The 21,425-nt window shown below is 72.7% G+C and carries 21 protein-coding genes; 15 read left to right on the forward strand and 6 right to left on the reverse strand.

Annotation, left to right across the window (positions count from 1 at the left end):
• Positions 1-18 precede the first annotated feature (18 nt).
• Genes ACLJQM_RS08890 through ribA form a run of 5 tightly spaced genes read left to right on the forward strand, consistent with a single transcriptional unit; the run spans position 19 to position 3,968 of the window.
• A complete protein-coding gene (locus ACLJQM_RS08890; protein WP_086857063.1) occupies positions 19-417 on the forward strand; it encodes a 6-pyruvoyl trahydropterin synthase family protein in 399 nt (132 codons plus the stop codon).
• Positions 414-1,481, forward strand: coding sequence for a glycosyltransferase family 4 protein (locus tag ACLJQM_RS08895; RefSeq protein ID WP_247018126.1), 1,068 nt, complete (start codon positions 414-416; stop codon positions 1,479-1,481). Before ACLJQM_RS08890 ends, ACLJQM_RS08895 begins: the two co-directional genes overlap by 4 nt.
• Positions 1,478-2,305, forward strand: a complete 828-nt coding sequence (locus ACLJQM_RS08900) for a class I SAM-dependent methyltransferase (protein WP_360777307.1) — start codon at positions 1,478-1,480, stop codon at positions 2,303-2,305. Before ACLJQM_RS08895 ends, ACLJQM_RS08900 begins: the two co-directional genes overlap by 4 nt.
• Positions 2,302-3,321 carry a lysylphosphatidylglycerol synthase transmembrane domain-containing protein gene (locus ACLJQM_RS08905; RefSeq protein ID WP_410630707.1) on the forward strand — a complete coding sequence of 340 codons (1,020 nt, stop codon included), beginning with the start codon at positions 2,302-2,304 and terminating at the stop codon, positions 3,319-3,321. The genes ACLJQM_RS08900 and ACLJQM_RS08905 overlap by 4 nt, the downstream gene beginning before the upstream one ends.
• Positions 3,318-3,968, forward strand: coding sequence for a GTP cyclohydrolase II (ribA, locus tag ACLJQM_RS08910; protein ID WP_360777303.1), 651 nt, complete (start codon positions 3,318-3,320; stop codon positions 3,966-3,968). Before ACLJQM_RS08905 ends, ribA begins: the two co-directional genes overlap by 4 nt.
• Here ribA and ACLJQM_RS08915 read toward each other — a convergent pair.
• Positions 3,957-4,655 carry a creatininase family protein gene (locus ACLJQM_RS08915; protein WP_410630708.1) on the reverse strand — a complete coding sequence of 233 codons (699 nt, stop codon included), beginning with the start codon at positions 4,653-4,655 and terminating at the stop codon, positions 3,957-3,959. The genes ribA and ACLJQM_RS08915 overlap by 12 nt on opposite strands.
• A 29-nt stretch (positions 4,656-4,684) precedes the next feature.
• Between ACLJQM_RS08915 and ACLJQM_RS08920 the strand changes: the two genes are divergently transcribed.
• From ACLJQM_RS08920 to ACLJQM_RS08940, 5 genes are all read left to right on the forward strand, one after another.
• Positions 4,685-5,485 (forward strand): inositol monophosphatase family protein, encoded by an 801-nt coding sequence (locus ACLJQM_RS08920; protein ID WP_410630709.1) that lies wholly within the window; start codon positions 4,685-4,687, stop codon positions 5,483-5,485.
• 137 nt (positions 5,486-5,622) lie between these two features.
• Positions 5,623-7,104, forward strand: coding sequence for a serine/threonine-protein kinase (locus ACLJQM_RS08925; RefSeq protein WP_360777297.1), 1,482 nt, complete (start codon positions 5,623-5,625; stop codon positions 7,102-7,104).
• An 87-nt stretch (positions 7,105-7,191) separates the two neighbouring features.
• Complete coding sequence (locus tag ACLJQM_RS08930) at positions 7,192-8,250, forward strand: glycosyltransferase (protein ID WP_410630816.1); 1,059 nt, start codon at positions 7,192-7,194, stop codon at positions 8,248-8,250.
• A gap of 207 nt (positions 8,251-8,457) precedes the next feature.
• On the forward strand, positions 8,458-8,703 hold the full coding sequence (locus ACLJQM_RS08935) for a hypothetical protein (protein ID WP_410630711.1): 246 nt from the start codon (positions 8,458-8,460) through the stop codon (positions 8,701-8,703).
• 2 nt (positions 8,704-8,705) lie between these two features.
• Complete coding sequence (locus tag ACLJQM_RS08940; protein WP_410630712.1) at positions 8,706-9,635, forward strand: RNA polymerase subunit sigma-70; 930 nt, start codon at positions 8,706-8,708, stop codon at positions 9,633-9,635.
• Here the strand turns inward: ACLJQM_RS08940 and ACLJQM_RS08945 are convergent.
• Both ACLJQM_RS08945 and ACLJQM_RS08950 read right to left on the reverse strand, forming a co-directional pair.
• On the reverse strand, positions 9,622-12,867 hold the full coding sequence (locus tag ACLJQM_RS08945) for a GH92 family glycosyl hydrolase (protein ID WP_410630713.1): 3,246 nt from the start codon (positions 12,865-12,867) through the stop codon (positions 9,622-9,624). The two genes, ACLJQM_RS08940 and ACLJQM_RS08945, sit on opposite strands and share 14 nt — an antisense overlap.
• A 103-nt stretch (positions 12,868-12,970) precedes the next feature.
• Positions 12,971-14,287 carry a PLP-dependent aminotransferase family protein gene (locus tag ACLJQM_RS08950; protein WP_410630714.1) on the reverse strand — a complete coding sequence of 439 codons (1,317 nt, stop codon included), beginning with the start codon at positions 14,285-14,287 and terminating at the stop codon, positions 12,971-12,973.
• 47 nt (positions 14,288-14,334) lie between these two features.
• On the opposite strand from ACLJQM_RS08950, the gene ACLJQM_RS08955 reads away from it, so the two are divergent.
• Positions 14,335-15,330, forward strand: coding sequence for an aldo/keto reductase (locus tag ACLJQM_RS08955; protein WP_410630715.1), 996 nt, complete (start codon positions 14,335-14,337; stop codon positions 15,328-15,330).
• On the opposite strand, the gene ACLJQM_RS08960 is transcribed toward ACLJQM_RS08955, so the two are convergent.
• Both ACLJQM_RS08960 and ACLJQM_RS08965 read right to left on the reverse strand, forming a co-directional pair.
• Positions 15,331-15,954 carry a response regulator gene (locus ACLJQM_RS08960; RefSeq protein WP_410630716.1) on the reverse strand — a complete coding sequence of 208 codons (624 nt, stop codon included), beginning with the start codon at positions 15,952-15,954 and terminating at the stop codon, positions 15,331-15,333.
• Positions 15,951-17,051, reverse strand: a complete 1,101-nt coding sequence (locus ACLJQM_RS08965) for a sensor histidine kinase (RefSeq protein ID WP_410630717.1) — start codon at positions 17,049-17,051, stop codon at positions 15,951-15,953. Before ACLJQM_RS08965 ends, ACLJQM_RS08960 begins: the two co-directional genes overlap by 4 nt.
• 155 nt (positions 17,052-17,206) lie before the next feature.
• On the opposite strand from ACLJQM_RS08965, the gene ACLJQM_RS08970 reads away from it, so the two are divergent.
• Entirely contained in the window at positions 17,207-17,728 is a 522-nt protein-coding gene (locus ACLJQM_RS08970; RefSeq protein WP_410630718.1) for a GlcG/HbpS family heme-binding protein, read from the forward strand.
• A gap of 14 nt (positions 17,729-17,742) precedes the next feature.
• Entirely contained in the window at positions 17,743-18,948 is a 1,206-nt protein-coding gene (locus tag ACLJQM_RS08975) for an amidohydrolase family protein (RefSeq protein ID WP_410630719.1), read from the forward strand.
• Here ACLJQM_RS08975 and ACLJQM_RS08980 read toward each other — a convergent pair.
• Entirely contained in the window at positions 18,938-19,786 is an 849-nt protein-coding gene (locus ACLJQM_RS08980) for a LysR family transcriptional regulator (protein WP_410630720.1), read from the reverse strand. The two genes, ACLJQM_RS08975 and ACLJQM_RS08980, sit on opposite strands and share 11 nt — an antisense overlap.
• Positions 19,787-19,869: 83 nt before the next feature.
• Between ACLJQM_RS08980 and ACLJQM_RS08985 the strand changes: the two genes are divergently transcribed.
• Both ACLJQM_RS08985 and ACLJQM_RS08990 read left to right on the forward strand, forming a co-directional pair.
• Complete coding sequence (locus tag ACLJQM_RS08985; RefSeq protein ID WP_410630721.1) at positions 19,870-21,120, forward strand: MFS transporter; 1,251 nt, start codon at positions 19,870-19,872, stop codon at positions 21,118-21,120.
• A gap of 90 nt (positions 21,121-21,210) precedes the next feature.
• On the forward strand, positions 21,211-21,393 hold the full coding sequence (locus tag ACLJQM_RS08990; RefSeq protein WP_360777273.1) for a hypothetical protein: 183 nt from the start codon (positions 21,211-21,213) through the stop codon (positions 21,391-21,393).
• Positions 21,394-21,425: the final 32 nt, after the last annotated feature.

Consider the following 21,425-nt stretch of genomic DNA (forward strand, 5'->3'; position numbering starts at 1 on the left):
AACGCATCGGAGGTCTTGGTGTTCAGCATCACCGTCCGTGACCACATGATGGTCGCCCACAGCTTCCGCGGAGAAGTCTTCGGACCCGCGCAACGCCTGCACGGCGCGACCTTCGTGGTGGACGCGACCTTCCGCCGCGCCGAACTCGACGAGGACAACATCGTCGTCGACATCGGCAAGGCCACGGAAGAGCTCAAGGCGGTGCTGAGCGACCTGAACTACCGCAACCTCGACGACGAGCCGGAGTTCAAGGGCGTCAACACCTCGACCGAGTTCCTCGCGAAGGTCGTGGCCGACCGCCTCGCCGACGCCGTCCACGCCGGCCGCCTCGGCGAAGGCGCGCGAGGACTCGAAGGCATCGCCGTCTCGCTGAAGGAGTCGCACGTCGCCTGGGCGAGTTACGAGCGTGCGCTGTGACCGCGCTGTACGTGGTCCTGCCCGGGGACGTCGACGACGCGTCCGTTCCCAGCGGGGGCAACACCTACGACCGCCGGATGTGCGACCGGCTCACCGCCGCCGGGCTCGACGTGCACGAGATCGCCGTGGCCGGTTCCTGGCCGCGGCCGGACACCGAGGCCCGCGCGGTCCTCGGCCACCTCCTCGCCGCGCTGCCCACCGGGTCGGCCGTGCTGCTCGACGGCCTGGTCGCGTGCGGCGTGCCCGAGGTCGTCGTCCCGCAGGCCCGGCGCCTGTCGCTCTCGGTGCTGGTGCACCTGCCGCTGGCCGACGAGACGGGCCTGCCGCCCGCGCTCGCCGCCGAGCTCGACGCGCTGGAGCGCGAGACGCTGCGGGCCGCGAGCTCGGTCGTCGCGACCAGCGAGTGGGCCGCGCGCCGGCTGATCGGCCACCACGGCCTGGCCCCGCACCGCGTGCACGCCGTGCCACCGGGGGTCGACCCGGCGCCGCCCGCCGTCGGCACCGACGGCGTGTCCCGGCTGGTCTGCGTCGCGAACGTGACCCCGCGAAAGGGGCAGGGCGTGCTCGCCCAGGCCCTCGAAACCGTCGCCGACCTGCGCTGGACCTGCGAATGCGTCGGCGGCATCCGGCGCGAGACGAAGTACGTCGAGCGGCTGCGCGAGCACCGGCTCGGCGCCCGCTTCACCCTCACCGGCCCCCGGACCGGCGCGGCGCTGGACGCGACCTACCACTCCGCCGACCTGCTCGTCCTGCCCTCGCGCGCCGAGACGTACGGCATGGTCGTCACCGAAGCCCTCGCGCGCGGCGTGCCGGTGCTGACCACGGCCGTCGACGCGCTGCCCGACACCCTCGGCGTCGCCCCCGACGGCTCGGTGCCCGGGATGCTCGTCCCCGGCGACGACGTCGCGGCGCTCGGCGCGGCCCTGCGCCGCTGGCTCACCGAACCCGAGCTGCGGACGCGGCTGCGGGCCGCGGCGAAGCTGCGCCGCGAGACCCTCACCGGCTGGGACGACACCGCCCGCCGGATCGCCGACATCGTCCAGCGGCAGGAGGCGGCGGCATGACCGCGTTCGCGCCGGACTGGCTCTACCTGCGGGAACCCGCCGACGCCGCGGCCCGCGCCCCCGAACTCGTCGAGACGCTGCGCGAGCACCTGCCCGAGGGCGACCTGGTCATCCGCGACCTCGGCTGCGGCACCGGCTCGCTCGGCCGCTGGCTCGCCGCCCGCCTGCCCGGCGCCCAGCACTGGATCCTGCACGACAACGACCCCGGGCTGCTCGAGCGCGCCCGCACCGAGCTGCCGGCCACCGCGCTGGACGGCAGCCCCGTCGACGCCGTCGCCGAGCGGCGGGACGTCACCGCGCTGCGCGCCGCCGACCTCGCCGGGACGTCGCTGGTCACCGCGTCCGCGCTGCTCGACCTGCTGACCAGGGACGAGGTCACGGCGCTGGCCACGGCCATCGCCGAAGCGGGCTGCGCGGCGCTGCTGATGCTGTCGGTCACCGGCAAGGTCGAGCTCTCGCCCGGCGACCCGCTCGACCCCGCTCTCTCCGCCGCGTTCAACGCCCACCAGCGGCGGCTCACCGGCGGCCGCCGGCTGCTCGGCCCGACCGCGGTGGACGTCGCCGCGACGGCGTTCGGCCGGCTCGGCGCCACCGTCGTGCGCGCGGAGAGCGCGTGGCGGCTCGGGCCGGACCAGGCGGAACTGCAGCGGCAGTGGCTCGAGGGCTGGGTCGGCGCCGCCGTCGAGCAGCTGCCGGAACTGCGCCCGGTCTCCGACGTCTACCTGCAGCGACGGCTGGAGATGGCAGCGGCCGGCGAGCTGCACGCGGTGGTCCACCACGGCGACCTGCTGGTCCTGCCGCCGAGCCCGGGGGTGGCGGCGTGAAGCGCGCACTGGCGTGGCTCCGGATCCTCGGCGCGATAGGGATCCTCGCGGTCCTCGTCTGGCAGCTCGGCAGCGCCGCCTTCCTCGACGGTCTCGGCCGGATCAGCGCGCCCGGCGTGCTGGCCGCCCTGGCCATCGGCTTCGCGACGACGGTGTTCAGCGCGGGCCGCTGGCAGATCGTCGCCACCCGGCTCGGCCTGCGGCTTTCGCTGCGCACGGCGGTCGCCGACTACTACCGCGCGCTGTTCCTCAACGGTGTGCTGCCCGCGGGCGTCCTCGGCGACGTCCACCGCGCGGTGCAGCACGGCCGCGACTCGGGCGACGTGCCGCGCGGCGTGCGTGCCGTCGTCCTGGAGCGCACCGCCGGCCAGCTCGTGCTGATCGCGTCCGCGGTGGGTGTCGTGCTCCTCGTCCCGGATGCCGTGCCCGGCGCCTTCCGCGAGGTCGTGACGGTCACCGGCGTGGTCGTCGTGCTCGCCGCGGTCGCCGGGATCGTCGCCGGCCGGGTGTTCGGCGGGCGCTGGATCCACAGCGAGTCGAAGGTCCGGCGCGGCTTCGCCGTCACCCTCGCCGACCTGCGGCTCGGCCTGTTCACCCGCGAGACCTGGCCCAGCGTCGGCTTCCTGTCGGCCGCGACGCTGGCCGGGCACCTGGCGCTGTTCGTCGTCGCCGCCCGCGTCGCCGGGGTCGACGCGCCGGTGGGGCAGCTCGTGCCGCTGATGATCCTCGCGCTGCTCGCGATGGGTCTCCCGCTCAACATCGGCGGCTTCGGCCCGCGCGAGGGCGTCTGCGCCCTGCTCTTCGGCGCGGCCGGTCTGGGCGCCGCCCAAGGTGTCACCGTCGCCGTCGTCTACGGCGTGCTCACGCTGGTCGCGAGCCTGCCCGGCGCCGGTGTCCTGCTCGTCCGGAGCGTCGCCGGGTTCCGCGTGACCCGCGCTCCGCACACCGGTGCCGTGCCCGCGCCGCGCTCCGCGGCCGACACCGGGATCGAATCGGAAGTGGGGTTGAAATCATGACCGCAAGCGACGTCGTCGGGGACGTGCCGCACCGGGCCGTGGTCGAACGGGTCGTCGAGACCCGGCTGCCGACCCGGCACGGGACGTTCCGCGCGGTCGGCTACCTCGACCGGGCCGGCACCGAACAGGTCGCGCTGGTGTACGGCGAGATCACCGAGCTCGGCACGCTGACCCGCGTGCACAGCGAGTGCCTGACCGGCGACGTCTTCGGCTCGACGCACTGCGAGTGCGGCGACCAGCTGGCGGCGGCGCTGGACCGGATCGTCGAGGAGGGCTCGGGCGTGCTGGTCTACGTCCAGGGCCACGAGGGCCGCGGGATCGGCCTGCTCGCGAAGCTGAAGGCGATGCGGCTGCAGGACGAAGGCCTCGACACGGTCGACGCGAACGTGGCGCTCGGCCTGCCGATCGACGCCCGCGACTACCACGCGGCGGCGGCCATCCTGCAGGACCTGGGGGTCCGGTCGGTGCGGCTGCTGTCGAACAACCCGGAGAAGGTCGAGCAGCTGACGCGCTACGGAATCCGGATCAGCGAGCAGGTTCCGCTGCTGGTTCCGCCGAACCCGGAAAGCCTGCGCTACCTCCGCACGAAGGCCGAGCGGATGGCCCACCTGCTCCCGCACCTGGACCAGGCCTTCTCAGGCGCCTAACGCGTCGAGCGCCCCGGCGAAGCGCCGGACCAGCGTGTCCAGCAAAACGTGCCCTTTCGCCGCCGTCGCCAGCGAGGGACGGCCGACCACTCCTGATTCCGTGTACGCCCGCAGGCCGCGCGTCAGCAGGTGCTCCCGGTCGGTGACGTGGTCGGCCTCCTCGTACCCCGGCCGGACCAGGTGCGGGTGCGCGTGCAGCAGGATCGACGTCTCCAGCTCGCCCGCGTGCATGTCGTCGTCCAGCGACGTCCGCAGGCCGGCCGCGGTGTGCGCGGCCTGCCAGTCGGCGACGCCGGGGAACAACGCCATCGCGCCCGCCGCCTCTTGGACCACATTGGACAGTACGTAGTTGCCGCCGTGCCCGTTGACCAGCACGAGCCGGTCCACGCCGGACGCCTTCAGCGACTCGGCGACGTCGGTGACCACGGCGTGCAACGTGCGCGCCGAGATGCTCACCGTGCCGGCCCACCCCGCGTGTTCGTGCGAGCAGGAGATCGTGATCGGCGGCAGGTGGAACACCGGGTACGCGGCGGCGACGGCCTTCGCGAGGGTCGCCGCGATCACCGCGTCGGTGGACAGGGGGAGGTGTGCGCCGTGCTGCTCGAAGCTGCCGATCGGCAGCACTGCGACCGACGCCCGCCGCGCCTGCTCGTCGGTGGTGGTCGCGAGCGGGAACAGCTCGGTCATGGGCGCGGCCCTTCTCTATGTTGGGTGGCATGACCGAGCATGCCGCACTGCTGGCCGTCGCGCGCGAAGCCGTGGCGAAGGCGACCGGGATCGTCCGGTCGCGCCCGACCTTTTCCGTTTCCGCGAAAGGCGATCGCGACCTGGTGACCGACGTCGACACCGCCGTCGAGGACGCGCTGAGGGAGTTCCTCGCCGCCGAAACCCCCGAAATCGGCTTCCTCGGCGAGGAGCGCGGCCGCAGCGGGGCCGAGGGCGGCCGCTGGTGGGCCCTCGACCCGATCGACGGCACCGCGAACTTCGCCCGCGGGATTCCGCTCTGCGGCATTTCCCTGGCGCTCGTGGACGGCGAACACAGCACGGTCGCCGCGATCGCCCTGCCGTACCTCGGCGTCACGTACACGGCCGCGCGCGGCGAAGGTGCTTTCGCGAACGGGGAGCGGATCGGCGCGTCGCGGGCGACGGAGCTGTCCGACGCGATGATCGCCGTCGGTGACTTCGCGATCGGGGAACTCGCCGAAGAGAAGAACCGCGCGCGGCTGGCGCTGCTGACCGACCTCGGCGCGCGGGCGCAGAAGATCCGGATGCTGGGCACCGCGGCGGTCGACCTCTCGTGGACGGCGGACGGAAAGCTCGACGCCGCACTGATCCTGTCCAACAACCCGTGGGACACCATGGCCGGCGTGCTGCTCGTGCGCGAGGCCGGCGGGGCCGTCGTCGACCGCGACGGCAGCGAGCACACGGTCGGTTCCGTGGCGACGATCGCCGTCGGCGCCGGGCTGCGCAAGGAGATCGTGGACGCACTTGATCGCGCGTTCGGGGTTGTTCGTTAGGATCGCGGGTATCCGGGTGGGCGGCGCCACAGCGCGCGATTGCACTGCCCGCCCAAGGTTTTCGGTTAGGTTGGTACCGGTGGGCCGCCACGGCTGGCATGCTGACCGGATCTCTCGGCCACTTCGGAGAATGGTGGATGCTCGTGGAAAGTCGCCGGATCCGCGATCGGTACCGGCTGCTCGAGCCGATCGGCGGCGGCGCGATGGGCACGGTGTGGCGGGCCCAGGACGAAAAGCTCGACCGCACCGTGGCGATCAAGGAACTCCTGCTGCCGCACGACCACGACGAGCACCGCACGCAAGAAGCGAAGAACCGCGCGATGCGCGAGGCGCGGATCGCCGCCCGGTTGCAGCATTCCCACGCGATCACCGTGTTCGCGGTCCTCGAGGAGGAGGACCGGCCGTGGTTGATCATGGAATACCTGCCGTCGAAGAGTTTCGCGGTCTTGATCCGCGAGGAGCCGACGTCGGTCGACGACGCCATCCGCGTCGGCGCGCAGATCAGTTCCGCGCTGGCCGGCGCGCACCGCGCCGGGGTCGTGCACCGCGACGTGAAGCCGGCCAACATCCTGGTCTCCGAGGACGGCACGGCGAAGATCACCGACTTCGGGATCTCCCGCGCGATCGGTGACGTCAAGCTGACGGCGACCGGCGAGATCGCCGGCACGCCCGCCTACCTCGCGCCCGAGGTGGCCCGCGGCGAGGACGCCGACTTCGCCGCCGACGTCTTCTCCCTCGGCGCCACGCTCTACGCCGCGGTCGAGGGGAAGCCGCCGTACGGCACCGCCGACAACCCGATCGCCTTGCTCTACAAGGCGTCCAGCGGCGAGATCGAGCCGCCGGAGCAGGCGGGCAGGCTGACGCCGCTGCTGCTGCGGATGCTCGCCTCCGACCCGGCCGAGCGGCCGTCGATGGACGAGGTCGAGCGGGAGCTCGTCGCGCTGCTGCCGGACGCCGAGCCCGGCGAGTCGGTGCTGGCGGCGACGCTGCCCGAGGCCGAGCCGGCGGCGGTCCCCCCGGTACCGCCCGCGCCCGCCGCGGTCGCCGTGCCCGCGGGCGAGGTCGCCTCGGTGTCACCGGGCGCGCGCAAGGGCCTGATCGCCGTCGGGGCGGGCGCGGCGCTGCTGTGCGTCGCGGTCGTGGTGGCGATCCTGCTGGTCGTGCGGCAGAAGCCGCCGACGGACAACGCCGCGCCCCCGGCGTCGCCGTCCGTTTCCGCCTCGGCTTCGGTCACGCCGCCGCCACCGACGTCCCCGGCGCCGACGTCCCCTTCGACGGCGCCCACGACGTCGGCACCGCCCACCTCGACGCCGGTTTCGAGCGTGGCGTCGACGAAGACCGCGGCCGACGCGCTCAGCGCGTACTACGCGTTGCTGCCGAACAACACAGCGGAGGCGTGGAACCTGCTCACGGACCGCTTCAAGGCGTCGCGCAGGCAGACGCTGGCGACGTACCAGAACTTCTGGCGCCAGTACAAGTCGGTGAAGGCCGACAGCGTGCGGGAGATCAGTCCCGGGCGGGTCACCGCGCACGTCCTCTACGACGGGGGCAAGGGCGAGAACGACACCTTCACGTTGGTCCAGGAAGGCGGCATCTGGAAGATCGACGCCCAGAGCTGAACCTTCCCGGCTCCGGCCGCGTGTGACGGATGAGGCGTCCCGCCGTCGATCCACGCTGGAGGTTGAGCGATGAGGCCTGCCGACCCGATGGTGTTCATCCTCCCGGCCGCCCCACCGGGGAGCGACACGTACGACAAGCGCATGTGCCAGAACCTGCCCGCCGTCGGGCAGCCGGTGCTCGAACTGCCGATCGCGGGCAACTGGCCGGAGCCCGACGCGACGTCGAGACGCCGGCTCGCGCGCTCGCTGGCGGCGCTGCCCGACCGGACGGTGGTGCTGCTCGACGGCATGATCGCGTCGGGCGTACCGGAGATCGTCGTCCCGCACGCCCACCGCCTGCGCCTGGCCGTGCTGGTCCACCAGGCCCTGGCCGACGAGCCCGGCCTCGACCCGGCGCACGCCGCGGAGCTGGACGCGTGCGAGCGCGAGACGCTGCGGATGGCCGGGATGGTCGTCGCGACCAGCCCGTGGCTCGCCCGCCTGCTGATCGACCGGCACGACCTGGACCCGAGCCGCGTGTACGTCGCCAAGCCGGGCACCGACGCGGCCCCGCTGGCGGCGGGCGCCGACGGCGTGTCCAGGCTGCTGTGCGTCGGCGACGTGACCCGGCGGAACGGCCAGGACCTGCTGGTCCAGGCCCTCGGCGAGGTCGACCACCTGGCCCTGTCGTGCGTCTTCGCGGGCTCACTGGCCACGGACCCGGCGTACGTGGACGAGCTGCACTGGTCGATCGAGCGCCTCGGCTTGGGCGGCCGCATCACCCTGGCCGGCGACGCGGTGGACCTGGCGGCGGCGTACAACGCAGCGGACCTCCTGGTCATCCCGGCCCGCGCGGCGACGTCCGGCATGTTCGTCGCCCAGGCACTGGCCCGCGGCATCCCGGTCCTGGCCACGGAGGTCGGCGGGGTGTACGACGCGCTGGGCGTCGACGCGGACGGCGAGGTCCCGGGCCTGCTGGTGGACCCGGACGACCCGTTCTCGCTGGCAGACGCTTTGCACCGGTGGTACGCGGACCCGGAGCTCCGCCGCTCTCTCCGGACGGCGGCACTGGGCAGGGGGAGCGCGCTGGAGGAGTGGGACGTGGCGGCACGGCGGTTGACGCACGTGCTTTCGCGGCTGGCTTCGGAGCCTCGCATCGTCGCCTGAGGCCCGCCCGGCTGCAACCTGACGCGATGCTCGATTCCGAACGCGGCTTCCTCGAAGTCGTCGGCCGCGACCCCGACCGCCCGCTGCGCGACCAGCTCCTGGGCTTCCGCGACCTGGTGTCGGCCGACATGGACTGGCCGCTCTCCTGCTCACCGCGGCCTCGACGGGCTCGAGGCGTTCTTCAACTGGCGTTCGCGGTGGGTGCTGATGGAGGAGACCCGCTACAACCTCAACCGGATCCGCGACGAGCTGGACTACTACCTCGTCGGCACCCCGACGGCCGAGCTGAGCCGCGGGCGGGTGCAGGAGTTCTTCGACCGCCGCGGGGGTGACGTGGGCCGACGCGAGCCGCCAGTGGGTCGAGTTCCGCCGCCTGGACCGGCCGCCGCAGTCGCCCGACATCCGGTCCTGACCGATTCCTTTCGCGCCCGCCGCCGGTCGGTACAAAGGTGACCGTGGATTTCGAGCCCTACCGGCGGGAGCTGCTGGCCCACTGCTACCGCATGCTCGGCACCCCCGACGAGGCCGAGGACGTCGTGCAGGAGACCTACCTCCGCGCGCTCAAGGCGTACGACCGCTTCGAGGGCCGCGCCTCGGTCCGGACATGGCTGTTCCGGATCGCGACGAACGCCTGCCTGACGGCTCTGGAGCAACGCGCCCGCCGTCCGCTCCCGTCCGGCCTCGGTGCGTCCGCCACCGACCCGGACGCCCCACCCACCCCGGCCGAACCGGGTGACGCCTGGCCCCGCCCGATCCCGGACGCGCTGATCACGCCGGAGTCCGCGGACCCGGCGGCCATCGCCGTGGCCCGCGACGGCGTCCGCCTCGCTCTGATCGCCGGCCTCCAGCTCCTCCCGCCGCGGCAGCGCGCGGTCCTGATCCTGCGCGAGGTGCTGGCCTTCCCGGCGGCGGAGGTCGCGGAGATGCTCGGCACGACCGTCCCGGCGGTGAAGAGCACCCTCCAGCGAGCCCGCGCCCGGCTGGACACCGGCGCCCCGGGCGGCGCGCTGGCCGAGCCGGCGCAGGTCGCCCTGCTGGAGCGCTACATGAGCGCGTTCACGACTTCGGACCTGGCCGCGCTGGAGCAGCTCCTGCGTGAGGACGCGGTGATCGAGCCGGTCCCGTCCCGCTCGTGGTTCGCGGGGAAACGCACGTGCGTGGCCTTCCTGCGCCACGTGATCGGCGCCCCGGGCGACTGGCGGATGACCCCGACCCGAGCGAACGGCCACCCCGCGGCGGCCACCTGGCACCGCGGCGAACCGTTCGGCTTGGCGGTGCTGACGCCGGGGACGGGCGGCATCGCGCGGATCACCGTGTTCGGCTTCCCTGACCTGGTGGAACGGTTCGCCGGCGCACCGGCGAACCGAACCGTCACGCCAGGGTGAGCGCGTAGATCTCCACCCTCGGGTCGTTCGGCAGGCTCACCGACTGCACCGTCTTCCCGCCGTCCAGCGCGGCCGAAATCCCGAACAGCCGCACCGGCGGGCCGTCCACCCCGCTCCCGGCCTTGATCCGGTGCGGCATCTCCAGCACCACCGGCGACCCCGACCCGGCCCAGTCGCCGAACGTCGCCGTCAGGTCAGCGCTGGTCCCGTCCGTGTAGTGCGCGGTCAGCGTCGTCGACACCGGGCCGTTGTGCGACGCCCCGACGAGCCGCAACGCGCCGTGCTGACCGGCCGGCAGCAACAGCGACTGCCCGCGGGCCTCCACGAAGTTGGGCGAAGTCCCCGAAGCGTCCGGAGCCGCGTAGGTCACGCCGTCCCAGACGACCGGGCCCGCCGGCGGGAGCAGGGAAGCGTCGTAGCTCCAGCCGCCGCCGTCGAAGTTGCCTTCCGTCGACGCCGCCACCGTCGCCGTGCCGTCGTGGTTGAGGTCGCGGGAAAGGTCCACCGCGCACTGTGCGCCAGAAGACGCGCACACCGACGGCGTCCGGACCTCGACCGTCGCCGAGCGGGAGACGCTGTTCGCGCCCAGCCCGTTCACCTTGACCTGCACCGGGTACGTCCCCGGCGCGGTCCCGGCCGGGACCGTCAGCGTGATCGGCGCGGTCTTCTGCACCGGCAGCCGCGCCGACCAGATCAGCTGCAGCGGCTGGACCTGGGCCTTCCACTTCGGAGGCGCGGACACCGAAACCGTCACCGGCTGCAGCGCCGGGTTCTGGGCCAGCACGTCCAGGTCGAGGTGCACCTGCTGCGCCGCCCCCGCCGGGATCACCACGGACGTCTGCCGCAGCGACGCGTCGACGTGCCGCCGCGGGTCACCGGCCGCGTTGTTCACCGAAGGCGGCGTCGCGCCCGGCGACGTGCCCCACGACGACGGCTTGGACCCGAGCTTGTGCGAAAGCGTCCCGCCGTGCGCCAGCGCGGACCAGTCCAGCGACGTCTGCCGGACGTCGCGGCCGTTCAGCGACACGCTCTGGATGTACCGGTTCGCGTCGGAAGCCCCCGGCGCGGTCACGGTCAGCGTGCCGCCCTGCGAGCGCCCGTACTGTCCGATCCGGACGGTCGCCGACTCGAACTGCGGGCTCGACACCGCGAGGAAGTTCGCGCCGCTCATCGTCGGGTACAGCCCGAGCGAGGAGAAGACGTACCAGGCGGACATCGTGCCGAGGTCGTCGTTGCCGGTCATGCCGTCCGGGCCGGTGGTGAACAGCGTCATCGCGGCGCGGACGACGGTGGCCGTCTTCGCCGGCGCGCCGACCCAGTTGTACATGTAGGGCGCGAGCAGGTCGGGTTCGTTGTTCGGGTTGTAGGTCGCCTTGCCGTAGTAGTCGTACGGGCTGGCGATCCAGTCCTTCCGCGCCGTCCCCGCCGGGTCGGAAAGCAGGTTGCCGTACGCGAAGAACGAGTCGAGGCGCTTCTCGGTCGTCGTGCGCCCGCCCATCAGCGAGACCAGCCCGGCCGGGTCCTGCGGCACGAGCCACTGGTACTGGTAGGCGCCGCCTTCGTGGAACTGGTGGTCGGCGTCGACCGGGTTGTACGGCGTGAGGAACGTGCCTTCGGTGGTGCGCGGGCGGAACTGCTGGATCGAGGAGTCCCACAGGTTGCGGTACCACTGGCCGCGGTCGGCGAACAGCTTCGCGTCGGCGTTGTGCCCGAGCCCGCGGGCCATCAACGCCAGCGCCGCGTCGGCCGCCGAGTACTCCATGGTCGCCGACGCCGGGTGCTCGCAGTCGTTGTCGCCGCCCTTGGCCGCGCAGTCCTTGCCGAGCTCCAAGCCGCTCGGGATGTACCCGCGGTCGTTGTAGTAGTTCACGCCGGAACGGCCGTTGTACGGCGAATCGGCGGGCGGCGTGGTCGTCGCGTTCTTCTTGAGCAGCGCGTACGCCTCTTCTTCGTGCCCGGCGAGCAGGCCCTTCGACCACGCTTCGACCAGGAACGGCGTCACCGGGTCGCCGGTCATGATGTTGGTTTCGCTCTCGGCCAGCGCCCAGCGCGGCAGCCACCCGCCGTCCCGTCCGATCGCGACGACCGACAGGGCGACGTCCCGCGCGACCTGCGGCTCGAGCATCTCCAGCAGCTGGTTCTGCGGCCGGTAGGTGTCCCACAGCGAGAAGTTCTGGTACGGCGTGTAGCCGCTCGCGGTGTGCACCTTGCCGTCGAAGCCGGTGTACGCGCCATCGGTGTCGCCGGCCAGGTTCGGGTGCAGCTGCGCGTGGTAGAGCGCGGTGTAGAACGCCGTCTGCCGGTCGGTCGTGCCGCCGCCGATCTTGATCGCGCCGAGCTTGTCGGCCCACTGCTGGTGCAGCGCGGCGCGGGTGGCGTCGAAGTCGTAGTCCGACGTCTCCGCGGCGAGGTTCTTCCGCGCGCCGTCGAGACCGGTGTAGGACAGGCCGACCTTGAGCACGACGTCGTGGTCGGTGCTCGCGTCGAAGCTGGCCCAGGCGCCGTTGCCGCCGGTACCCGCGGCGTCGCGGCTGCCCGGGGTGCGCGTCGCATCGCGCCAGGTGCCGTACGAGCTGAACGGCCGGTCGAAGGTCGCGGTGAAGTAGACGGTGTGCTCGTCGTGCCCGGCGCAGAAGCCGCCGGCTTTGACCCGCCCTTCGAGCGTCCGGTCACCGACGACGTGGATTTCGGAGTCCTTCACGGACTGGTTGGCCTGGCCGGTGTTGAACAGGACGTTCGCCTGCCCGGTCGAGGGGAACGTGTAGCGCTGCCAGCCGGTGCGCGCGGTCGCGGTCAGCTCGGCGTTCACGCCGTACTTCTTCAGCCCGACGCGGTAGTAGCCGGGCTCGGCGTGCTCGTCGTCGTGGCTGTACTCGGACTTGTAGGCGTTCTTGTCGACGCTGTCGACTGCGCCGGTGGTCGGCATGATCGGCAGCTCGCCCATCACGCCGCAGCCGACGCCGGACAGGTGCGTCTGGCTGAAGCCGTAGATCGCGTTCTGCAGGTAGTCGTAGCCGCCCTGACCGCCGGTGTCCGGGCTGACCTGCACCATACCGAAGGGCGCGCTCGCGCCGGGGAACGTGTTGCCGAAGTTCTGCGTGCCGACGAACGGGTTGACCAGGCTCACCGGATCCGCCGGGGCGGGCGCCGCCTGCGCCGCGGCGGGGGCCAGGCCGACGACCACCACCCCCGCGGCCACCGCGGCGGCGATCCGTCTGCTCTGCGACCACATGGGCGCACCTCCCAGGAGATGACAACGTTGTCAAACGTCGACCGGCGGTCAGGCCCGCGGTCGGTGAGCCACCTTGCCACCTGGATGCGGCTTTTGGAAGACCTCACCCGGCCGCTTGCCGCAGCAACCGGGCGGCCTCGCCGACAGCGTTGTCGGCGAGGTTGCCGTAACCGAGGACGAGCGCGGGCTCGCCGGGCGCGGCGCGGTAGTCGTCGAGATCGGCCACCTTCACGCCGTTCTCGCGCGCCGCCCGCGCGACGGCTTCCGCGTCCCGGTCGAGGTGCAGGACGAGGTGGAGGCCGGCCGCGGCACCGGAGAGCCGGGCGGGCCCGAGCGCCTCGACGAGCCGGTCGCGCCGCGCGCGGTACCGCAGCCGCGCGGCCCGCAGGTGCCGGTCGTAGCCGCCGCTCCCGACGAACCCGGCGAGCGCCAGCTGGTCGACGACGGGCGGCGCGTGTCCCGCGATAGTCCACTGTGGAGGAACGACCGTCCAGCCGAGCCCGAGCGCCGGGCTGAGCGTCTTGCTGACGGACCCGAAGAGCGCGACCCGGCCCGGATCGGTGCCCTGGACCGTGCCGACCGGCCGCCGGTCGTACCGGAACTCGGCGTCGTAGTCGTCTTCGAGGACGAGCCCGTCGACTTCCCGCGCCCAGGCGAGGAGTTCGGCGCGCCGCCGGGGTGAAAGCACGACACCGGTGGGGAACTGGTGCGCGGGCGTGACGAGCACGGCCTGCGTCCCGCCCGGGATCCGCCCGACCTCGATGCCTTCCTCGTCGACCGGAACCGGATCGATCGCCATCCCGGTCGCCGCGGCGGCGCGGTGCAACCGCGTCCACCCGGGATCTTCGACGGCCAGCCGCGTGACGCCCTTCTCTTGCAGGGCAAGGCAAACGCGGGTGACGCCGTCGGTGACACCGCCGCAGATCACGACGTCGTCCGTCTCGGTGCCGCGCACCCGCCGCAGGTAGTCACCCAGGACTTTGCGCAACCGGGGGTGGCCGCCCGGCTCGGGCAGCCCGAAGTCGGTGTGCGGCACGGTGGTGAGCACTTCGCGCACGGCGTCCGCCCACCGCTGCCGCGGGAAGTGCCGCAGGTCGGGCAGCCCGGGAGCGAGGTCGTACCGCGGCGGCGCCGGCCGGGCGGGCGGCTGGGCGGCGACGGCGTCCCCGACCCGCCGGACCCGGGTGGCGGAGCCGGTGCGCCCGTCGAGGTACCCCTCGGCGACGAGCTGCGCGTACGCCTGCGTCACGACCCACCGCGAGCAGCCGAGGTCGGCGGCGAGCTGACGGCTCGGCGGTACCGCGACGCCGTCTTCGAGCCCGCGGATCGCCTTGCGCAGGGCACGCGCGAGCTGCTCGTGCTTCGGCCCCGGTCCGGTCAGTTCCAGCAGGACACCCCAATTGGTCTGTGATCCGGCCACGACATTGGACTGTAGTACCGGACCGATTCCCCTTTAGGTTCGTCTCCATGAAGAAGGTGGAACTGGGCCGGACCGGTCAGCACGTCAGCCAGGTGTCGCTGGGCTGCATGACGATGGGCACGTCGACCGGCGAACCGGCGTCGGCGCGCATCCTGGACGCGTACCTCGACGCCGGAGGCGACTTCCTCGACACGGCGAACTGCTACGCCTGGTGGGCCGGGCCGTCTCACACCGGCGGCGAAAGCGAAGCCCTGCTCGGCCGGCTCCTGAAGGGCCGCCGGGACCGGGTCTTCCTGGCGACGAAGGTCTCCGCGCAACCCCTGGACCTGCCCGCGGCCCGCGCCGCCGCCCGCCCCGACGGCACGACGGACTGGGAAGCCCGGGAGCGGACGTACGAAGGCGCGAGCGCCGCGGTGATCCGGCGTTCGGTGGAGGAAAGCCTGCGGCGCTTGGGAACGGACCACATCGACCTGTACTACGTCCACGTCGACCTCCGCCGCGAACCGCTGGAGGAGACCCTGTCCGCTTTGGACGATCTGGTCCGCGCGGGCAAGGTCCGGTACACGGGCTGGAGCAACGTCCGCGCGTGGCGGCTCGAACGCATCCGCGCCTTGGCCGCGGCGAACGGCTGGGCGTCCCCGGTCGCGGTCCAGGTCCAGCACTCGTACCTGCGGCCGGCGGGTGCCGACGTCCCGTCGATCGCGGGCGGCGAGCTCCTGGACTGGCTTGCGCTGCACCCGGACGTCTCCCTGGCCGCGTATTCCGCCCTGCTGCGCGGGATCTACGACGACGCGGCCTACCGGGAGTCCACTCCGATCTGGCGCGCGTACGCCGGTCCGGACTCCGAAGCGCGGCTGGCCGCGGTGGCGAAGGTGGCCTCCGCGCTCGGCGCGTCCGGCAACCAGGTGGCGCTGGCGTGGTTGCTCCACAAGGGAGTGATCCCGCTGATCGGCCCGCGAACCTGGGAGCACTACGAGTCGATCGCCCCGGCGTTCACTTTGGAGCTCGCTGAAGAGCACCTGTCCCTTTTGGACAACGCCTGATCAGTCCAGCAGGCGCTGTTCCTTGGCGACGGCGACGGCACCGGACCGGGTGTCCACTTCGAGCTTCGCGTAGATCCGGCTCAGGTGCGTCTTCACCGTCGCCTCGCTGATGAACAGCGCGCGGGCGATCTCCCGGTTGCCGAGTCCGTCGGCGAGCTGCCGGAGGATGTCCCGTTCACGGGCGGTCAACGTGGGCCGCGGCGTGCGCAGCTGCGCCATCATCCGGTCGGCGACCACGGGGGACACCGCGGTGCGCCCGGCCGCGGCCGCCTCGATCGCCGCGTACAGCTCGTTGGCGGACCCGGCTTTCAGCAGGTAGCCGGTCGCGCCGGCGGCGATCGCGCGGCTGATGTCGGCGTCGGTGTCGTACGTCGTCAGCACGAGGATCCGGGGCGCACTGGGGGTGCCCCGGATCCGGCGCGTGGCCTCGATCCCGTCGATGCCGGCGCCGAGCTGGATGTCCATCAGGACGACGTCGGGGTGCACGGCGGCGGCGGTCGCGACGGCTTCCTCCCCGCTCGCGGTTTCGGCGACGACCTCGATGCCGTCGGCGCCGGCGAGCAGGGCGCGCAGCCCGGCGCGCACGACGGCGTGGTCGTCGCAGACGAGCACCCTGATCGTCATGGCGCTGCCTCCACCGGGATCGCGGCCGAAACCACCGTGCCCTGGCCGGGCGCGGACTCCACGGTCAGCCTGCCACCGAGCTGCCGGGCCCGGACGCGCATGGCGGGCAGCCCGTGTCCCCGGTCGCCTCGGGGCGAGGACTCGGCGAACCCGCGCCCGTCGTCGGCGACGTCCAGCACGACCTGGTCGTCGAGGTAGGTGAGGGTGAGCACGACGCGGCCGGCCTCGGCGTGCTCGCGCGCGTTGGCCAGCGCGCCCTGGGCGATCCGGACCACAGTGGACTGGACGCGCTCCGGCAGCGGCCGCTCGTCGCCGTCGATGCGAACGTCGACCGGCAGCCCGGCCCGGCCGGCCACCGCGCGCAACGCCGCCTCGAGCGTGGCGTCGGCGAGGTCGGCGGGCGCGAGGTCCTGCACGAGCCGCCGGGCTTCGGACAGGTTGCCCGCGCCGATGCGCTGCGCGGCACGCAGGTGCTCACGGGCCAGCTCGGGCCGCTCCCAGGCCTGGTCGGCGGCCTGCAGCAGCATCGACTGGCTGGACAGGCCCTGCGCGAGGGCGTCGTGCAGCTCCCGGGACACGCGGTGCCGCTCGGCCAGCACGCCGGCGCGGCGCTCGGATTCACGCAGCCGCTCGGCCTGCCGCCGCATGAAGGTGATCACCGCGGCGGTGACCGCGGCGATGGCGATCGGCACGGTGGTCAGGTTCGGGTCGAAGCCGTCGGCCAGCCGGTTCTGCGACACGACGACCAGCGCCGTGATCACGCCGACGAGCGCGAGGGCCTGCCCGGCCGGCAGCGTCCGCAGGCCGGTGACCAGCAACGGGATCGCCGACCAGGCGAAGCTGGGTGCGAGCACCACCAGGACGATCCAGAGCGCCAGCACGACGGTCAGCCAGACGAGGTGCCGCTCGACGAACAGGCCGGCGCCGTACGCGACGACCAGGGCCGCGGTGAACCCGATCACCCACGGCTGCAGGGGCGTGCCTTCGTGGCGGGTCAGGAACCGCACCGCCGAAGCCAGCACCAGCAGGAGGAACGCCGAGTGCATGACCGCGGCGAGCCACCGCGTGTCGGCGTCGGCTCCGCTCATGCCGTCCATGCTCGCTCCTTTCGGCTCCGGAACCAGCCTCGACCGGCCCCGATGTCCGCGCATCAGCCGAACGGATGACCTCGGTGTCGATCGGTTTGATGACGAAAAGGACCTGGTGGCGGGCGGAAGCTGGAGCCATCGAACCCCGACCCGAGGAGCAGACCGTGATCTCGACCCGCACCCGCATCGCCGCCGCCGTCGCCGGGCTGGCCGCCGTCGGCGCCACCACCGTCGGTGCCGTCTCGGCCACCGCGGCCCCGGCCCCGGCCACGCCGAAGGGTGTCATCCAGACCTCGCACCTGTCGATCGCCGCCGCCACGAAGGGCGCCCAAGCCGCGCTGGACGCCGCCACGAAGGCGGGCCAGCGCGTGTCGGTCGCCGTGGTGGACCGCGACGGCACCACCGTCCTCACCCTGCGCGGCGACGGCGCGGGCCCGCAGTCCTACAGCTCGGCGCAGCAGAAGGCGTTCACGGCGGTCTCGTGGAACGCGAAGACGTCCGAGCTGGTCGGCCGCCTCCAGCAGGCCCCGACGCTGAAGGACATCGACGGCACCCTGTTCCTGGCCGGCGCCGTCCCGGTGACCGCGGGTAGCACCCCGATCGCCGCGATCGGGGTCGCGGGTGCGCCCTCCGGCGCGCAGGACGAGTCGTTCGCGCAGGCCGGCGTGGACGCCATCGGCAAGTGACTAGCGTGGCTCCCATGTGGATCCGAGATGTCCGGCCCTGGGGCGGCGAACGCAGTGACGTCGAGCTGAACGGCGACCGGATCGCTGCGGTCCGCCCGCACGACCCGGCGCCGGTCCCCGGTGCGGTCGAAGGCCGCGGCCGCCTGCTGTTCCCGGCGTTCAGCGACGTCCACGTGCACCTCGATTCGACGCGGATCGGACTGCCGTTCCGGCCGCACACCGGCGCGCCGGGCGTCTGGGCGATGATGACGAACGACCGGGAGAACTGGCGGACGGCGGAGGTCCCGCTGCCCGAGCGGGCGGCGGGCACGCTGGAGCGGATGATCGCCAACGGCACCACGCGGGTGCGCAGCTACGCGCAGGTCGACGTCGACTGCGGGCTGGAGAAGCTCGACGCCGTGCTGGCCGCGCGGGAGAAGTTCGCGAACCAGGCGGAGGTGCACGTCATGGCGTTCGCGCAGGCGGGCATCCTGCGCGAACCGGGCACCCTGGACGTCCTCGACGCGGCGATGCGCTCCGGCGCGACGGTGATCGGCGGCATCGATCCGTGCACTGTGGACCGTGACCCCAAGGGCCACCTGGACGCCGTGTTCGGCCTGGCCGAGAAGCACCAGGCGGAGATCGACATCCACCTGCACGAGCCGGGCCACCTCGGCCTGTTCTCGACGGACCTGGTGCTCGAGCGCGTGCGGGCGCTGGACATGCGGGGCAAGGTCACGATGTCCCACGCCTACGACCTCGGCTCGATCTCCGAGTCGGTCAGCCGCCGGGTGATCGACGACTTCGCCGAACTCGACATCGCGATGACCACGGTGGCCCCGTCGTCCGCCGGGCAGCTGTCGCTCGTGGACCTCGTTTCCGCGGGCGTGCGGATCGGGCTCGGCGAGGACGGCCAGCGGGACTACTGGAGCCCGTACGGCAACTGCGACCTGCTGGACCGCACGTGGCAGCTGGCGTTCACCCGCGGCTTCCGCCGCGACGCGGACATCGAGCTGGCGCTGGCGGTCGCCACGCTGGGCGGCGCGTCGATCATGAGCCACGACGTCCCGCGCCTGGCCGGCGTCGACGACCGGCCGGGCCTGGCCGTCGGCGACCGCGCGGACCTCGTGCTGGTCGACGGCGAAACGCCGACCAGCGCGGTGATGGACCGCGGCCGCGACCGGACCGTGCTGCACGACGGCGTCGTGGTGGCCGACGGCTTGGCGGTGCTCAAGCCCTGACGCGCCCGGCCGTGGCGAGCAGCGCGGCGACGTTCGGCTTGTGCTCGTCGCGCTTGCGCCAGGTCATGGTGACGGCGGTCGTCTCCCCGGCGAGGGGTACGGCGACCGCGTCACCGCGGCCGGCGAGCGCGGGCACCAGTGCGCACCCCATCCCGGCGGCCACGCACCGCCCGAGCGCGGCGATGCTGGCGACTTCGGTCTCGATGACCGGCCCGTCGATCCGGTCCAGCATTTCCCGGAAGCCGCACCCCTTCGGCGTGGCGAGGAAACCGACCCCGCGGAGGTCGCCGGGCTCGATCTTTTCCCTGTCCGCCAACGGGTGTCCGGGTGGGACGATGACGACGAGCGGCTCTTCCCCGAGGCTTTCGCTCGCGAACGCGGGGTCGGCCGGCGGGCTGCCGAAGGTGAAGCAGACGTCCACTTCGGACTGCCGCACGGCCTGGTACAGCTCGCCGCGTCCGCCTTCGGTCAGCGTCAGCCGCACGCGCGGCCACTTGGCCCGGTACTCGGTGAAAATCTCCGGGATCCAGTGCGCGCACAGGGTTTCCAGTGCGCCGACGGTCAGTTCGCCTTCGGGCTCGCCGCGGTTTTCCTCGACCGCGGCCTTGGCTTCCTCGGCGAGGGAAAGCATCCGGTCGGCGTAGCCGATCAGACGTTCGCCGGCGGACGTGAGCCGCAGCTGCCGCCCGCGGTCGAACAGCTTCGACCCGAGTTCCGCTTCCAGCGCCTGGATTTGCTCGGTGACGCTGGACTGCGCGTAGTGCAGTTCCGCGGCGGCGCGGGTGAAGTTGAGCGTCCGCGCGACCACGCGGAAGGTGCGCAGGTGGCGCAGTTCCATGGCATCCCCCATCGGAGTTCCCGATACCCCCCATCGTAACTCCCTGCTTCCACCGGTGTCACCGAGCGTCCAGGCTTCGAGGTGTGGCAAGACTCCTCACCGGCCTTTCGCTGGGCTACTTCCTGGTCATGCTGGACACGACGATCGTGACGGTGGCGCTCCCGGCGCTGTCGCCTTCACTGGCGGACCAGCAATGGATTTCGAACGGCTACACGCTGACGTTCGCGGCGTTCCTGCTGACGGCGGGCGCGTGGTCGGACCGCTTCGGCGCCCGCCGGGTGTTCTTCACCGGCTTGGTCGCCTTCGCGGTGCTGTCGGGGTTGTCCGCGTTGGCATCCCCCTCGTTGTTGATCGCCCTCCGCGCGCTGCTGGGTGTGGCGGGGGCTTTGCTGGTGCCGTCGTCGCTGTCCTTGATCGCGACGGCGTACCCGGTGCCGGCCGCGCGCGCCAAGGCGATGGGGGTGTGGGCGGCGGTGAGCGGAACAGGGCTGGTGGCGGGCCCGCTGCTGGGCGGCGTGCTGACGGAGGCGTTCGGCTGGCGCGCGATCTTCGTCGTCAACGTCCCGGTGGCGCTGATCGCGCTGGCGCTTTCCCGCTCCGCGCCGTCGACGCCGCCGAAGCCGGGGCGGATGGACGTGCCCAGTCAGCTGGCCGCGATAGTCTCTTTGTCGACATTGACGTATGCCCTGGTGGAAGGCGTTTTCTGGGCCCTGGCGCCCGCCGTCGTGGCGGCACTGGTGTTCCTCCGGGTGCAACGCCGGCCGGACGCGATGCTCCCGCGCCGGCTCGTTTCCTGGGGCCTCCTGGCGGGCGCGATCGTGAACTTCGGCCTGTCGGGCGTCCTGTTCGTCCTGTCGCTGTACTTCCAGCAAACCCGCGGCTACACCCCGTCGGCCACCGGCTTGGCGTTCCTCCCGCTGACCGTCCCGACGGCGTTCAACCCGATCTTCACCGGCCGCCTGGTCGCCCGGATCGGCCCGCGCATCCCCGCGGTTTCCGGCTTTTCCCTGATGGCATCGGGAACGCTGCTCCAGGCGTTCTCGCCCCCGGAAGCGCTCTCGGTGCTCGCCTTGGCAGCACTGGGCTTCGGCGTCTCGCTGGCGATCCCGTCCCTGCTGACCGCGGTGGTCGGTTCGGCGCCGGCGGAACTGGCGGGGATCGCGGGCGGCGCCCTGAACGCGTCCCGCCAGACCGGCGCCGTCCTGGGGGTCGCCGTCCTCGGTGTGCTGGCCTCCGGAACCTCGACGGCGTTCGCGCTGACCGCCGCCGCGGCGCTGCTGTTCGCCGGTGGTGTTTCCTGTTTCCTGTTCTTGCGTGAAACGGGAAACCCCTAGTCGATTAACACTGCTTGACGAATCCTGGTTGCAGGGCCGGAAATCACTCCGGAATCCCCTGAAAAAACCATTCCCGAGGAGGGATTCGTCATGTCCTTGCCCAGAAAGCTGGCCAGAATCGGTGGCCCCGTGCTGGCCCTCTGCATCATCGCGGCGGCGCCGCTGATCGGCTCCACCACGGCGTTCGCGGACGGCGGCGGCAGCACGCCGCCGCCGGTCACGACCACCACCCCGCCGCCGGCGGGCACCGACGGCAACCCCTGGCACGGCTGACGCAGGCCGGGCCGGCCGGGCCGGGGGCGGCC

The organism is Amycolatopsis sp. cmx-4-83 (assembly GCF_046548815.1).
Taxonomy (GTDB): Bacteria; Actinomycetota; Actinomycetes; order Mycobacteriales; family Pseudonocardiaceae; genus Amycolatopsis; species Amycolatopsis pretoriensis_A.